The sequence below is a fragment of the Pseudomonas sp. Soil_N_39 genome (assembly GCF_057655955.1).
In genome coordinates this window covers 49,617-64,589 of sequence record NZ_JBDGLI010000021.1, presented here as the reverse complement: position 1 = coordinate 64,589, position 14,973 = coordinate 49,617, and the positions used below count along the sequence as shown (strand labels likewise).

The following is a 14,973-nucleotide window of genomic DNA, read 5'->3' as shown; positions in this document are numbered from 1 at the left end:
ACGCATGCGAAGATCCAACCGGGGTTTCACCTTGATCGAAATCATGATCGTGATCGCGATCATCGGTATCGTGATCACCGTCGGCTATCCGAGCCTGACCGAATACATGAAGAAAGGCCGGCGCGCTGAAATTGCCGGGCTCTTATCCGAGCAGGCGCAAATTCTCGAGCGCTACTACTCGAAGAACAACCGCTACACCGATGCGACTGGCTTGAGCAGCGGCAACGATTTCTACACCATTAACCTGGTACCAACGGACCAGAGCTTCATCCTGACCGCTGTACGCAGGAGTGGATCGTCCATGGCGACGGACAAATGCGGTGACTTCAAAATCACCAATACCGGGGTACGAAGCATCGAGAACGCCGCCGCCGGGGTGACCGCCAAGGATTGTTGGGGGCGCTGAGTTTCTTTTATCCGGGCGCGCTTTTGCGCCCGTTGTTTTAGTGAGTCGAATCAGAACATGACCAGGCAACAGCAAGTGGTGATCGTCGGTGGCGGAGTCATCGGCCTGCTGACGGCGTTCAATCTGGCGTCCGCAGGGCAACGTGTGGTGCTGCTGGATCGCTCCAATGTCGGCCAGGAATCGTCCTGGGCCGGCGGCGGTATCGTTTCGCCGTTGTACCCCTGGCGCTATAGCCCGGCGGTCACGGCGCTGGCCCATTGGTCGCAGGATTTTTATCCTCAGCTGGGCGAGCGATTGTTCGCCGCCACCGGGATCGATCCGCAGGTGCACGTGACCGGGCTGTATTGGCTGGACCTGGACGATCAGGACGAAGCGCTGGCCTGGGCCCAGCGGGAAGGGCGCCCGCTGCGGGCTGTGGATATCTCGGCGGTCCACGATGCGGTGCCGGTGCTGGGCTCGGGTTTTTCCCGGGCGATTTATATGGCTGACGTGGCCAACGTGCGTAATCCGCGGTTGGTGAAGTCGCTCAAGGCTGCGTTGCTGGCGCTGCCTAATGTCACGCTTCATGAGCATTGCGAGGTCAGCGGGTTCATCCGTGATGGCGGGCGTGTCGTGGGGGTGGACAGCTCTGTCGGGCCGCTTCGTGGCGATCAAGTGGTGCTGGCGGCGGGGGCCTGGAGTGGTGAGTTGCTCAAGACGCTGGGGCTGAAGTTGCCGGTCGAGCCGGTCAAGGGGCAGATGATTCTGTACAAGTGCGCGTCGGATTTCCTGTCGAGCATGGTCCTGGCCAAGGGGCGTTATGCGATCCCGCGTCGTGATGGGCATATTCTGGTTGGCAGTACGCTGGAGCGCGAAGGTTTCGACAAGACCCCGACGCAAGTTGCGTTGGAGAGCCTGAAGGCTTCGGCGCAGCAGCTGATTCCGGCATTGGCGGGGGCTGAGGTGGTGGGGCATTGGGCTGGGTTGCGGCCCGGGTCGCCTGAAGGTATTCCCTATATTGGCGAGGTGCCGGGAGTTGCGGGGTTGTGGTTGAACTGTGGGCATTATCGCAATGGGCTGGTGTTGGCGCCGGCGTCGTGTCAGTTGTTTACGGATTTGATGTTGGGGCGTGAGCCGGTGATTGATCCTGTGCCGTATGCGCCGGCTGGGCGGTTGTAAGGTTCGGTTTTGATACAGTTCTTGTGCTCAGATTCAACTGTGGGGAGATCCAACTGTGGGAGCGAGCTTGCTCGCGATGGCGGCCTGATGGTCGGCCAGAATTGTTGATCGTGTACATATCCGTTTCTGCGGTAACGGCCACTTAGGGTTCCGCCCTTACGGCGGGTCACTTTCGAAAAGCCCGGAAGCCGGCCCAGTCAAAAGTAACCAAAGCGCTCCTGCCCCACCACTCGGTGCCTCGCCTAGGCTCGGCATGCCCGAACGAAGGCATTGCTCCGTGGGCCGCCGCGAAGGGCCATCCATGGCCCAGCGCGGCTACCTCGGCATCCATGCCGAGGTGCCCACTGCGCAATGCCTTCGTTCGGCCATCGTGGTTAACGGGGCGCCCGAGATCAACGTCCGCCCCGAGGCGGCCTAATAGCCGACCTGGTTCTCCTGGTCGTACACCCATCAGATCTGTTTGAGCAGGACCTGTGGGAGCAAAGCTTGCTCGCGAAGACGGCGGCACGTCCAAGGCTGATGCAGCTGATCCACCGCCATCGCGAGCAAGCTTTGCTCCCACAGGAATTTGCAGTGGCCGAAAATCTGTAGATCGTCACCGACCCAGTGTGGGAGCGGGGCTTGCTCGCGAAGACGGCGGTACATCCAACGCTGATGCAAGCTGACCCACTGCTATCGCGAGCAAGCTCGCTCCCACAGGGATTTGCAGTGGCCGCAAATCTGCAGATCGCCACCGAGCCCGTGTGGGAGCGAGCTTGCTCGCGATAGCGGTGGTCCAGTCACATGAATGTTGGGCTGACAGGCCCCATCGCGAGCAGGCTCGATCCCACAGGAAAAACGCGGTCCCACCAAGAACCAGGTCGGCTGTTAGGCCGCCTCGCGGTGGACGTTGATCTCGGCGCCCCGTTAACCACGCTGGCCGAACGCAGGCATTGTGGAGTGGGCATCCCGGCATGGATGCCGGGATAGCCGCGCTGGGCCATGGATGGCCCTTCGCGGCGGGCCCACGGAGCAATGCCGGAGTGAGGGCACACCGAGCCTAGGCGAGGTGCCAAGTGGTGGGGCAGGAGCGCTTTGGTTACTTTTGACTGGGCCGGCTTCCGGGCTTTTCGAAAGTGACCCGCCGTAAGGGCGGAACCCTAAGCAGCCGTTACCGCAGAAACGGATATACACACTGCCCTCACATCCAACCAGCCTTTGTGGGAATGGTCGGACAAGATTCCTGATTCGAGCCGAATTTTCCGACGAGTTCTGGCGGTTGCCGGGTGGGAAGAACTCTGGCTAACCTTTTCCCGTCGCTGCCAATTCAGCGTCCGGGCGTCGCGGCCCGTTAACTTGGTGCATAATTCCAACCGACGACGGTGCTTCGGTATTTGTCGTTGTGTCATGGTTGGCTGTGCGTGGGATACCTTCGGGTATGCCGAAGCTCCAAGTTCGGTCCGCGAACCTGCGTACAGCTGCCACCTCCAATCGCGTCGCGGCGATCGGTGACAGCTCCAAAAACTTGGAGATGCACAATGATTAAAGATACACCCAATCCCCCAGAAACAGGTTCCTCGTCAACCCACGTCGATCCTGATCACCAAAAGCTCGATGAAGCCGCCAAACGCGCCCTCGACTATTACCTCGGCCCAAAGCCCGAAACCAAAAAGAAACCCGCCTCAACCCAGCTATTCACTGTCGTGGACGGCATCGACACCGAATGTCTCCTCACCAACCTCAGCGAAACCCTGGCCTCTGCCAACGCAACGATCAGCGACCTGGCCTTCGAACTTGAAGGCTCGCGGCGACATATCGCCTTGGGGGTACAGCAGTTGATTGAGCTGAGTGAGTTATTGGCCAATCGTGTGCTGGACGAGCGGGTACCTGTGCCGGAGGGCTAGAGAACGGCGTTACAGAGGGTGAACGCCGAACCTGTGGCGAGGGAGCTTGCTCCCGCTGGGACCTGAGATCTCGGAGTGTCAGGTTGATTGAGTCGCTGCTTTTGGGGCTGCTTCGCAGCCCAACGGGGATAAATCCCCTCGCCACAGAGGCAAACGTGGGCTTCAAAACCGTGGCTCAATCCAGCCCAAGTTTCTTCAACCGATACCGCATCGACCGAAACGACAACTTCAACCGCTGTGCCGCCGCCGTACGGTTCCAGCGGGTTTCCTCCAGTGCTTGAAGGATCAGCTTACGCTCGACGTCTTCCAGGTAGTCCTCCAGATTGTCGACCTGCATCAAATCGGGTTTGCCCGCCTCGCCGGCATTATTGCCTTCGGCCAGGCGCAGGTCGTCGGCTTCGATCAGTTGTTGTTCGCACAGGGTGTAGGCCCGTTCGAGCATGTTCTCCAGCTCCCGCACATTGCCCGGGAAGCGGTAGTTTTGCAGCGCGGCCAGGGCCTGGGGATGGAGTTTTACTGCGGGGCTGCCGGTGTTGGCCGCCAAGCGCTGGAGCATGTGATTGGCCAGCGGTTCGATGTCTTCGCGGCGTTCGCGCAAGGGCGGCACGCGCAGTTCGATGACGTTCAGCCGGTAATATAGATCCTGGCGAAAGCGCCCGGCGGCGACTTCGGCGTCCAGATCCTTATGGGTGGCGCAGAGGATTCGCACATCCACCACTTCTTCCTGCTGGCCGCCCACGGCGCGCACGGCTTTTTCCTGGATGGCTCGCAACAGCTTGACCTGCATCGCCAGGGGCAGGTCGGCCACTTCATCAAGGAACAGAGTCCCGCCATGGGCGGCCTGGAACAGTCCGGGCTTGTCTTCGATGGCGCCGCTGAAGCTGCCTTTGCGATGGCCAAAGAACTCGCTTTCCATCAGTTCCGTGGGAATCGCCCCACAGTTGACCGGCACAAAACCCTGGTTGGCACGGGGGCCTTGTTCGTGGATCAGCCGGGCGACCAGTTCCTTGCCGCAACCCGACTCCCCACTGATGTACACCGGCGCCTGGCTGCGGGCGAGTTTTTCGATCTGTTTGCGCACGCTGCGCATCGGCGGCGAGTCGCCCAGAAGGCATCGCTCGATGGTGCTGGTCGGTGTGGCGACGGCTGGCAGGCGCAGGGCACTGGTGACCAGTTCCCGCAGCCGCCCCAGGTCGACCGGCTTGGTCAGGAAATCGAAGGCGCCGGCCTTGAGGGCGTCGATGGCGGTTTCCAGGCTGCCGTAGGCGGTGATCATCGCCACGGGCAGTTGTGGATAACGTTGCTGGATGTGCTGCACCAGTTCCAAGCCAGTACCATCGGGCAGGCGCATGTCGGTCAGGCACAGGTCGAAGGCATCTCCCGCCAGCAGGGCTTGGGCCTCGGCAAGGTTCTTGGCGCTGCGGGTGTCGAGTTTCATCCGGCCCAGGGTGATGTCCAGGAGTTCGCGGATGTCCGGTTCGTCATCGACGATCAGGATTCGTTGCCGTGAGCGATTGTTCAAATCTGTTTCCGTCCGTGAGCAAAGGTGATGCGAAAGCAACCGCCGCCTTGGCGTGGTTTGAAGTCTAGGCGGGCCTGGTTGCTTTCGCACAGCTCACGGGACAGATAGAGCCCAAGGCCGGTGCCCTGGCTGCTGGTGGTGAAGAAAGGTTCGAACAAATGCGCCTGCTGCTCGGGCGTTACACCGGGGCCGTTGTCGATGATGTCCAAGGTCGACAGCTGGCTGTGGGGGGCGATGAACAGTTTCAACCAGGCCTCGGCCTGCTCATGGGCCATTGCGCTGTGGCGCCAGGCGTTGCGCAGCAGGTTGTCGAGTACCTGGGTGAGCTGGTCGGGGTCCATCAGCGTGGTGTAGTCCCCCGGGTCGATGCTCAGGTGCAAGCGCTGGTGTTCGGCCATGCTTTCGCGGGCCTGCCGGACGAATTGGTCGAGCCAGGTACGCAGGTCGAGACGCTGGGGTGTGGTTTGCTGGCGACGAGACAGCTGCAGAACGTTTTCAATGACGCGATTCATTCGTTGGGAGTGATCTTGAATAATCTGCGTCAGACGCCGATCCGCGTCGTTCAGTTCCTCTGATTCGCGCAGCAATTGCGCCGCGTGGCTGATGGCGCCCAAGGGGTTGCGGATTTCATGAGCGATACCGGCGGTCAGGCGCCCCAGGGAGGCGAGCTTGAGCTGCTGGGCATGCTGGGCAACCTGGGCCAGGTCTTCGAGGAACACCAGGATTTGATGCTGGTCGTTATGGCCCAGGGCGATGAAGCTCGGTTGCAGGGCCAGGCCCGTGCCCGTAACGGTCAGGCTGGACGGGCGCAGGCTGGGGTTGTTTCGCCATAATTGCAGGCGTTCGACCAGGGCAGTGGAGTAATCGTCGAGCTGCTGGCCGACCAGATCGTGCATGCCCAGCAGATTCAATGCGCTTTCGTTGGCCAACTGGACCCGACGCTCACGGTCGAGCACCAGGATGCCGGTGCGCATGCGTTGCAGGATCAGGGCGTTGAGCGCTTCCAGGCCGACCACTTCGCTGGCCCGTTGCTCGGCCAGGGTTTCGCTGGCTTCCAAGCGTCGGGTCAGGCCTTGCACCAGCAGCGCGGCGGCAAAACACAGCGCCCCGAGGGTACCGGCCTGCAAATAGCTGCTGGGACGGTTCGAGTCGCTCAAGCCAAGAAAAAAACTCGAACCGACGATGCCGAGGGTGGCGACGGCCGCGATCAACAGGCCGATCCTGCCGCGCAACAGCGTGTTACCGATGGCCACCGAGACGATGATCAGGTTGCCGATGGCACTGGGCACACCGCCGGCTGCGAAAAACAGCCATGAAAGCAAGAGCACGTCGGTGAGGGCCAGGCCGAACAGTCGGGCAGGGCGTCGGGTGTTCTCAAGGAACACCACCAGCAGGATGTTCAGCACCAGGTACAACCAGCTACCGCTGCGCAGCAGGTGGTCGTTGGCGAACTCCAGCAGGCGGTTGTCCATGTTGCTGGAGATCAGCAGCACCAGGGTGATGCCGATACTCAGGCGGTACAGGTGATAGAGGCGCAGCAGGCGCTGCGTCTGTTTGACGCGTGGGCTTGAGGCCTCAGCGCTCACGATTGCCCGGGCCTTGCTCGAGGTGAGCCTGGCTGCAATACCATTGTTGTTCGAGGGCCAGTGCCCGGTCGCGGGGCAGGTGTACGCCGCAATGGGCGCAGCGCACCATGGGCGGTGCGTCGTACTCTCGGGGAGCGTTCGGCGCGGAGGAGGCACCCTTGAACTTGCGCCAGAACCATACCGCGGCGGCAATCAGGGCGATCCAGAACAGTAAACGAAGCATGATGGGCAGCTTTTTGGCTAGAGATCAGGCAGTTTAGCCAAGGACTGGAACGGCGCACAGCGCAATAAAACCCGGGCACAAAAAAGGGAGACTCGAGGGTCTCCCTTTTTGCTGATGCCTTGGCCTCAGTCGAACAGGCCGAAGGTCATGTAGCTGAACCAGGAGCGGTCGCTGGATTCGTTCTCGGGTTCTTCTTCCTCGATCACGTCGCCATTTTCGTCCTTGGGCTTGAGTTCGTTCGGGATGGCTTCCTTGGCATCCTGGAACTGACGCTGCACGTCCTGGTTGGCGCGGGTTTCGCCCGGCGGCAACGGTGGACGGGACTCGATCAGGCCCAGGGTCGCCTTGCTCAGCCACGAACGGTTGTCGGCTTCGTCGACCCGTGGGGTGAACTGACCATCGACCAGCGACGGGTGATCCGGGTAGTTCAGCTTGAGGGTTTCCAGGCTGGTGGCCGCCAGGTCGTCCAGGTGCAGACGCTGGTAGGCTTCGGTCATCACCGCCAGGCCATCACCCACCGAAGGGGTTTCCTGGAAGTTTTCCACCACGTAGCGGCCCCGGTTGGCAGCGGCGACGTAGGCCTGGCGGGTCAGGTAGTAGTCGGCCACGTGGATTTCGTAGGAAGCCAGCAGGTTGCGCAGGTAGATCATGCGCTGCTTGGCGTCCGGCGAGTAGCGGCTGTTGGGGAAGCGGCTGGTCAGCTGGGCGAACTCGTTGTAGGAGTCGCGCGCGGCGCCCGGGTCACGCTTGGTCATGTCCAGCGGCAGGAAGCGCGCCAGCAGGCCGACGTCCTGGTCGAAGGAGGTCAGGCCCTTGAGGTAATAGGCGTAATCGACATTCGGGTGCTGCGGGTGCAGACGAATGAAACGCTCGGCGGCGGATTTGGCGGCTTCCGGCTCGGCGTTCTTGTAGTTGGCGTAGATCAGCTCCAATTGGGCCTGATCGGCGTAGCGACCGAACGGATACCGCGACTCCAGCGCCTTCAGCTTGGCGGTGGCGCTGGTATAGCTGTTGTTATCCAGGTCGTTCTGCGCCTGTTGGTACAGTTCGACTTCGCTCAGGTTTTCGTCTACGACTTCCTTCGACGAGCAAGCAGCAGTCAATGCGAGGATGGCGATCAGCAGCAGGTGTTTCACTTGCATGGCGGCTTGCGTCCCTATGACGGCCGCTGTCTTGGGCGGGGCCGTCCTGTTATGATGAGCGCCCCGTTGAAAGCCTCGGGGCAAAAGACGCCGTATTTAACCACAAGCGCGCAGCCGAAACCAAAGGCTGTGCCGACGCCTAGTCCGAGCATGTCCGATAAAATAGAACTTCGCGCAGAGGTGCCGTCCGAATTGGGCGGCCAACGCCTCGATCAAGTCGCCGCACAACTCTTTGCCGAGCACTCTCGCTCGCGCCTTTCCGCCTGGATCAAGGACGGCCGCCTGACTGTGGATGGGGCGGTGATTCGTCCGCGCGACATCGTCCATGGCGGCGCCATCCTCGAACTGACTGCCGAGCAGGAGGCCCAGGGAGAATGGGTCGCCCAGGACATTGCCCTGGACATCGTCTATGAAGACGATGACATCCTGGTGATCAACAAGCCTGCGGGCCTGGTGGTGCACCCGGCGGCCGGTCATGCCGACGGCACGCTGCTCAATGCCTTGCTGCACCACGTACCGGACATCATCAATGTGCCCCGTGCCGGCATCGTGCATCGCCTGGACAAGGACACCACCGGCCTGATGGTGGTGGCCAAGACCATCCAGGCGCAGACACAGCTGGTTACACAGCTGCAAAGCCGCAGTGTCAGCCGCATCTATGAATGCATCGTGATCGGGGTCGTCACTGCCGGTGGCAAGATCAACGCCCCGATCGGTCGTCACGGCCAGCAGCGCCAGCGCATGGCGGTAATGGAGGGCGGCAAGCAGGCGGTCAGTCATTACCGCGTGCTGGAGCGTTTCCGTTCCCACACGCACGTGCGGGTCAAGCTGGAAACCGGTCGTACCCACCAGATCCGCGTGCACATGGCCCACATCAACTTCCCGTTGGTGGGCGACCCGGCTTATGGCGGTCGTTTCCGCATTCCGCCAGCCGCCAGCCAGACCATGGTCGAATCGCTGAAGAATTTCCCGCGCCAGGCGCTGCACGCGCGTTTCCTGGAACTGGATCATCCGACGACCGGCAAGCGCATGAGCTGGGAATCGCCGTTGCCGGATGATTTCGTTTGGCTGCTGACGTTGCTCAAGCAGGACCGCGAGGCGTTCATCGGATGAGTGACTGGCTGACACCCGACTGGCCCGCGCCGGCCCGGGTCAAGGCCTGCGTCACCACCCGCGAGGGCGGCGTCAGCCTGGCGCCGTTCGACAGCCTCAACCTGGGCGACCATGTGGGCGACGACCCCACGGCCGTCGCCGAAAACCGCCGTCGCGTCACCGATCCATTCGCTATCACCCCGGCCTGGCTGCAGCAGGTCCACGGCATTGCTGTGGTCGAGGCTGACCCGGCCCAGGTGGCGACCGCCGATGCCAGCTGGACCGCGACGCCGGGTATCGCTTGCGCGGCGATGACGGCGGACTGCCTGCCGGTGCTGTTCTGCAACCGTGCCGGCACCCGCGTCGCGGCGGCCCATGCCGGCTGGCGCGGGCTGGCGAACGGTGTGCTGGAGGCCACCCTCGACAGCCTTGCCGTGCCCGCGGAAGAAATCCTGGCCTGGCTCGGTCCGGCCATCGGCCCGCAAGCGTTCGAAGTCGGGCCGGAAGTGCGTGAAGCCTTCATCGCGCAACTGCCTGAAGCGGTAAAAGCCTTTGCCGCGAGCCCCAATCCCGGCAAGTTCCTCGCCGATATCTATCAGTTGGCCCGCTTGCGGCTGGCGGCACGCGGTGTCACGGCCGTTTACGGGGGCGGTCTCTGCACCGTGACCGACCCACGTTTCTTTTCCTACCGCCGCAACCCGCGCACCGGTCGCTTTGCCTCGCTGATCTGGATCGAACGCTAGACTTCTCTGATCTGCATCAAGGGCGCCCGGCTTGAATCTTCCAGAATCGACCACATCTATAACGGTATCTGGCAGGTTTCTTCATTCAGGATGTTTTCAAGGTCCGGCCTGCTCATTAGGAAGGTGACCCATGCGTATTGATCGTTTAACCAGCAAATTACAATTGGCCCTGTCCGATGCCCAGTCCCTGGCCGTCGGTCTGGACCATCCCGGTATCGAACCGGCGCATTTGATGCAGGCCATGCTCGAACAGCAGGGCGGCTCCATCAAGCCCCTGTTGATGCAGGTCGGCTTTGACGTCAACAGCCTGCGCAAAGAACTGGCCAAGGAGCTCGACCAGTTACCCAAGATCCAGAATCCGACCGGTGACGTGAACATGTCCCAGGATCTGGCGCGTCTGCTCAACCAGGCCGACCGCCTGGCCCAGCAGAAGGGCGACCAGTTCATTTCCAGCGAATTGGTGCTGCTCGCCGCCATGGACGAGAACAGCAAGCTTGGCAAGTTGCTGCTCGGCCAAGGCGTGAGCAAGAAAGCCCTGGAAAATGCCATCAACAACCTGCGTGGCGGCGAAGCCGTCAACGACGCCAACCATGAGGAGTCGCGCCAGGCGCTGGACAAATACACCGTCGACCTGACCAAGCGGGCCGAGGAAGGCAAGCTCGACCCGGTGATCGGTCGCGACGATGAAATCCGCCGCACGATCCAGGTGCTGCAACGCCGCACCAAGAACAACCCGGTGCTGATCGGTGAGCCAGGCGTGGGTAAAACCGCCATCGCCGAGGGCCTGGCCCAGCGCATCATCAACGGCGAAGTGCCGGACGGCCTCAGGGGCAAGCGCCTGTTGTCCCTGGACATGGGGGCCTTGATCGCCGGTGCCAAGTACCGTGGCGAGTTCGAAGAACGGCTCAAGGCGCTGCTCAATGAACTGTCCAAGCAGGAAGGGCAGATCATCCTGTTCATCGACGAATTGCACACCATGGTCGGTGCGGGCAAGGGCGAGGGGTCGATGGACGCCGGCAATATGCTCAAGCCGGCGTTGGCCCGGGGCGAGTTGCACTGTGTCGGCGCGACCACGCTCAACGAGTACCGCCAATATATAGAGAAGGACGCGGCGCTGGAGCGGCGCTTCCAGAAAGTGCTGGTGGAGGAACCGAGCGAAGAAGACACCATCGCCATCCTGCGCGGCCTTAAAGAACGCTACGAAGTTCACCACAAGGTGGCGATCACCGATGGCGCGATCATCGCCGCGGCCAAGCTCAGCCACCGCTACATCACCGACCGGCAGTTGCCGGACAAGGCCATTGACCTGATCGACGAGGCGGCCAGCCGCATCCGCATGGAAATCGACTCCAAGCCCGAAGTGCTGGATCGGTTGGAGCGGCGCCTGATTCAACTCAAGGTCGAATCCCAGGCCCTGAAGAAAGAAAGCGACGAAGCGGCGAAGAAACGTCTGGAAAGGTTGCAGGAAGAAATCGTTCGTCACGAGCGTGAGTATTCCGACCTCGAGGAAATCTGGAACTCGGAGAAAGCCGAAGTCCAGGGCTCGGCGCAGATCCAGCAAAAGATCGAACAGTCCCGCCAGGAACTGGAAGCGGCTCGCCGCAAAGGCGACCTCAACCGCATGGCCGAGCTGCAGTACGGGGTGATCCCGGATCTGGAACGCAGCCTGCAAATGGTCGACCAGCACGGCAAGAGCGAAAACCAGTTGCTGCGCAGTAAGGTCACCGAGGAAGAGATCGCCGAAGTGGTGTCCAAATGGACCGGCATTCCGGTCTCGAAGATGCTTGAAGGCGAGCGCGACAAGCTGCTGAAAATGGAAAGCTTGCTGCACCAGCGCGTGATTGGCCAGGAAGAGGCGGTCGTAGCGGTCTCCAACGCCGTGCGCCGGTCCCGCGCCGGGTTGTCGGACCCTAATCGTCCGAGTGGCTCGTTCATGTTCCTCGGCCCGACCGGTGTGGGTAAAACCGAGCTGTGCAAGGCGCTGGCCGAGTTTCTCTTCGACACGGAAGAGGCCATGGTGCGCATCGACATGTCCGAGTTCATGGAGAAACATTCCGTGGCACGGCTGATCGGTGCGCCACCGGGTTATATCGGCTATGAAGAGGGCGGTTACCTGACCGAGGCGGTGCGGCGCAAGCCGTATTCGGTGATCCTGCTCGATGAGGTCGAGAAGGCCCATCCGGATGTGTTCAACATTTTGCTGCAAGTGCTGGAGGATGGTCGCCTGACCGACAGCCACGGGCGCACGGTGGACTTTCGCAATACGGTGATCGTGATGACCTCCAACCTGGGCTCGACGCAGATCCAGGAGCTGGTGGGCGATCGCGAGGCGCAGCGCGCGGCGGTGATGGACGCGATCTCTACCCATTTCCGTCCGGAGTTCATCAACCGGGTCGACGAAGTGGTGATCTTCGAGCCGTTGGCCCGGGATCAGATTGCCGGCATTACCGAGATCCAGTTGGGTCGCCTGCGCAGCCGCCTCACCGAGCGTGAGCTGAAATTGCAGTTGAGCGGTGAGGCGTTGGACAAGTTGATTGCGGTGGGTTACGACCCGGTCTATGGCGCACGGCCGCTCAAGCGAGCGATCCAGCGCTGGATCGAAAACCCGCTGGCACAGTTAATCCTGTCCGGGCGCTTCATGCCGGGCGAAACCGTGACCGGTACGGTGGAGAACGACGAAATCGTCTTCAACTGAAGGCCGGCTTTGGCGACGATGGAAATGGCCTTGCCTTGCAAGGCCATTTTTTTCATCAGGCCGTTGAACTCAAAGGAAAAGGCTTGTAAAGTGCGCCCCGCAGTACGTCACCCCAAGGGCGACTTCTCACTGAGAAGGAATCCAAAATAAGTTGCAAATCATTGTCTTGAAAGCAATTTAAGGGGTTGACAGAGGTTTTGAAGATTGTAGAATAGCGCGCCTCAGACACACGAACGCAGCGATGCTTAAGGGTAGAAGAGGTTGAAGCGAGCTTCAACGTTGTAGCTTCAAAATTGCAGTAACTTGAAATATCAGTTCCGTGATAGCTCAGTCGGTAGAGCAAATGACTGTTAATCATTGGGTCCCAGGTTCGAGTCCTGGTCACGGAGCCATTTTAATCGGGGTATAGCGCAGTCCGGTAGCGCGCCTGCTTTGGGAGCAGGATGTCAGGAGTTCGAATCCCCTTACCCCGACCATATTTGGGTCGTTAGCTCAGTTGGTAGAGCAGTTGGCTTTTAACCAATTGGTCGTAGGTTCGAATCCCACACGACCCACCATTTTTGAAACCAGCTCGCTGGAATCGAATCTTAAGATCAGAGGCCAAAAGCGCTGATCGAGGAAGGCGACTTGCGAAGGTCGCCTTTTTTTTACCGGGGTATAGCGCAGTCCGGTAGCGCGCCTGCTTTGGGAGCAGGATGTCAGGAGTTCGAATCCCCTTACCCCGACCATACTAAAAATCCTCGTATCGAAAGATACGGGGATTTTTTTTGCCTGCAATAAAGTGGATCGACTTAAGACATCGTACAACTTGCCGATAACCCAGCGACAGGGGCCTGGCCCCACCTCAGGCCACCAATAAAAAAGGCACTCCCCTATGTCGCTTCGTCAGTTGAATATCGCCCCCCGTGCCGCGTTGGGGTTTGCCTTGATCGCCGTGCTGGTGGCGTTACTCGGGGTGTTTGCGCTGGGTCAGATGTCGAGCATTCGTGACAGTGAAGTCGCCGTGGAAACCCAGTGGCTGCCCAGCATTCGTGAGGGGGGCGATATCCGCGAGTGGATGCTGCGGATCCGCACCATCTCCCTGCGCATGGCCCTGGACCAAGACCCGAAGAATATCCCGGTGTACCGCGCACAAATGGACACGCGCGACAAAGAACTGGGCGAAAAAATCGCGGCTTACGAAAAACTCGTCGTGACGCCTGAAGGCAAGGCCCTTTACGACCAGTTCAAGCAGACCTTTGCCGCTTACCGTACCGGTATCGCGCAATCCTTCACCTTGGCGGAGCAAGGGCGTCGGGACGAGCTGATCAAGCTGCTGCTGGTGGACATGAAGACCGTGGTGGACGGTTCCGGCAAGCAGCTCAACGATCTGGCGGAGTTGTTCTCCAAGCAGGTGTCCGTCGAGAGCCAGAAGTCCCAGGAGCACTACGCCAATTCCCGCATGATCGTCAGCCTGTTCATTGTGCTGGCCGCCCTGGCCACGGTGGCCCTGGCCATGCTGCTCACGCGCAGTATCGTCAAACCCTTGGGCGAGGCCTTGAATGCCGCGGAGAGCGTCGCCCGGGGTGACCTGACCCGGCCAATCGAGACCCATGGCAACGACGAAGTGAGCCGCCTGCTCAAGGCGTTGGCGGCGATGCAACAGAATCTGCGTGAGACCCTGCAGGGCATCAGCGGCTCTGCCGCGCAATTGGCCACCGCGGCCGATGAGCTGAACGCCGTCACCCTCGACAGCACTCAAAGCTTGCAGCAACAGAACAACGAAATTGAACAGGCCGCCACTGCCGTCACCGAGATGACCACCGCTGTGGAGGAAGTGGCGCGCAATGCGGTTTCCACCTCCGATGCCACCCGTCAGTCCAGTGAATCGGCCTCCCTGGGGCAGCAGCGGGTCAGCGACACAGTCGATGCCATCGGCGCCCTCGCCAGCGATGTGCAGGTGACCGGCGGCTTGGTGCAATCGTTGGCCAACCAGTCGCAGGATATCGGCAAGGTGCTGGACGTGATCCGCGCCATCGCCGAGCAGACCAACCTGCTGGCTCTCAACGCGGCCATTGAGGCGGCGCGGGCGGGTGAGAGCGGGCGTGGGTTTGCGGTGGTGGCCGATGAGGTGCGGGCGCTGGCGTATCGCACGCAGCAATCGACCCAGGAAATCGAGCAAATGGTCCAGGGCATGCGCAGCGGTGCCACCCAGGCACTCGATTCCATGCAGGCCAGCTCCAGTCGCGCCGCCAGCACCTTGGCCATGGCGGAGCGGGCAGGGGACGCGCTGCAGACCATCACGGCCTCGGTCAATGAAATCCACGAACGCAACCTGGTCATCGCCAGCGCCGCCGAAGAGCAGGCGCAAGTGGCCCGTGAGGTGGATCGCAACCTGGTGAACATTCGTGATTTGTCCGTGCGCTCGGCTTCCGGCGCGGACCAGACCAGTGCCTCCAGCCATGAGTTGTCGCAGCTGGCGAATTCGCTGCGTACGATGGTGCAGCGGTTTCAGGTTTGATCGATGGATGGCTCGGACAGTGA

12 protein-coding genes and 4 tRNA genes are annotated in these 14,973 nt (G+C 61.1%); 12 read left to right on the top strand and 4 right to left on the bottom strand.

Going from position 1 to position 14,973, the window contains the following annotated elements; all coding sequences use genetic code 11:
* Positions 1-4: 4 nt before the first annotated feature.
* From AC3A5O_RS24605 to AC3A5O_RS24590, 4 genes are all read left to right on the top strand, one after another.
* Complete coding sequence (locus tag AC3A5O_RS24605; protein ID WP_305468548.1) at positions 5-406, top strand: type IV pilin protein; 402 nt, start codon at positions 5-7, stop codon at positions 404-406.
* 57 nt (positions 407-463) lie between these two features.
* Positions 464-1,564, top strand: coding sequence for a glycine oxidase ThiO (gene thiO / locus AC3A5O_RS24600; RefSeq protein ID WP_305468547.1), 1,101 nt, complete (start codon positions 464-466; stop codon positions 1,562-1,564).
* A gap of 253 nt (positions 1,565-1,817) precedes the next feature.
* Positions 1,818-1,982 (top strand): hypothetical protein, encoded by a 165-nt coding sequence (locus tag AC3A5O_RS24595; RefSeq protein ID WP_305471304.1) that lies wholly within the window; start codon positions 1,818-1,820, stop codon positions 1,980-1,982.
* A 1,099-nt stretch (positions 1,983-3,081) separates the two neighbouring features.
* A complete protein-coding gene (locus AC3A5O_RS24590) occupies positions 3,082-3,447 on the top strand; it encodes a DUF6124 family protein (protein WP_487753849.1) in 366 nt (121 codons plus the stop codon).
* A gap of 175 nt (positions 3,448-3,622) precedes the next feature.
* Here AC3A5O_RS24590 and AC3A5O_RS24585 read toward each other — a convergent pair whose 3' ends face one another.
* The 4 genes from AC3A5O_RS24585 to AC3A5O_RS24570 form a co-directional block, all read right to left on the bottom strand.
* Positions 3,623-4,969: a sigma-54-dependent transcriptional regulator gene (locus AC3A5O_RS24585; RefSeq protein ID WP_305468544.1), complete on the bottom strand. Its 1,347-nt coding sequence runs from the start codon at positions 4,967-4,969 to the stop codon at positions 3,623-3,625.
* Positions 4,966-6,555 carry a two-component system sensor histidine kinase NtrB gene (locus AC3A5O_RS24580; RefSeq protein WP_305481920.1) on the bottom strand — a complete coding sequence of 530 codons (1,590 nt, stop codon included), beginning with the start codon at positions 6,553-6,555 and terminating at the stop codon, positions 4,966-4,968. Before AC3A5O_RS24580 ends, AC3A5O_RS24585 begins: the two co-directional genes overlap by 4 nt.
* On the bottom strand, positions 6,545-6,778 hold the full coding sequence (locus tag AC3A5O_RS24575) for a PP0621 family protein (protein WP_122564926.1): 234 nt from the start codon (positions 6,776-6,778) through the stop codon (positions 6,545-6,547). The genes AC3A5O_RS24580 and AC3A5O_RS24575 overlap by 11 nt, the downstream gene beginning before the upstream one ends.
* 125 nt (positions 6,779-6,903) lie before the next feature.
* Positions 6,904-7,920: an outer membrane protein assembly factor BamD gene (locus tag AC3A5O_RS24570; RefSeq protein WP_058546854.1), complete on the bottom strand. Its 1,017-nt coding sequence runs from the start codon at positions 7,918-7,920 to the stop codon at positions 6,904-6,906.
* A gap of 150 nt (positions 7,921-8,070) precedes the next feature.
* Between AC3A5O_RS24570 and rluD the strand changes: the two genes are divergently transcribed.
* The 8 genes from rluD (at position 8,071) to AC3A5O_RS24530 (ending at position 14,950) form a co-directional block, all read left to right on the top strand.
* Complete coding sequence (gene rluD / locus AC3A5O_RS24565) at positions 8,071-9,033, top strand: 23S rRNA pseudouridine(1911/1915/1917) synthase RluD (protein WP_003205696.1); 963 nt, start codon at positions 8,071-8,073, stop codon at positions 9,031-9,033.
* Positions 9,030-9,755: a peptidoglycan editing factor PgeF gene (gene pgeF, locus AC3A5O_RS24560; RefSeq protein WP_122564925.1), complete on the top strand. Its 726-nt coding sequence runs from the start codon at positions 9,030-9,032 to the stop codon at positions 9,753-9,755. Before rluD ends, pgeF begins: the two co-directional genes overlap by 4 nt.
* Positions 9,756-9,885: 130 nt before the next feature.
* A complete protein-coding gene (gene clpB, locus AC3A5O_RS24555) occupies positions 9,886-12,450 on the top strand; it encodes an ATP-dependent chaperone ClpB (protein ID WP_305491125.1) in 2,565 nt (854 codons plus the stop codon).
* Positions 12,451-12,766: 316 nt separating this feature from the next.
* A tRNA-Asn gene (locus AC3A5O_RS24550) sits at positions 12,767-12,842 on the top strand.
* Positions 12,843-12,849: 7 nt separating this feature from the next.
* Positions 12,850-12,926: transfer RNA gene (locus tag AC3A5O_RS24545), tRNA-Pro, on the top strand.
* Between the two features lie 5 nt (positions 12,927-12,931).
* A tRNA-Lys gene (locus tag AC3A5O_RS24540) sits at positions 12,932-13,007 on the top strand.
* A gap of 94 nt (positions 13,008-13,101) precedes the next feature.
* Positions 13,102-13,178: transfer RNA gene (locus tag AC3A5O_RS24535), tRNA-Pro, on the top strand.
* A gap of 146 nt (positions 13,179-13,324) precedes the next feature.
* Positions 13,325-14,950: a methyl-accepting chemotaxis protein gene (locus AC3A5O_RS24530; RefSeq protein ID WP_122564923.1), complete on the top strand. Its 1,626-nt coding sequence runs from the start codon at positions 13,325-13,327 to the stop codon at positions 14,948-14,950.
* The last annotated feature ends 23 nt before the right edge of the window (positions 14,951-14,973 follow it).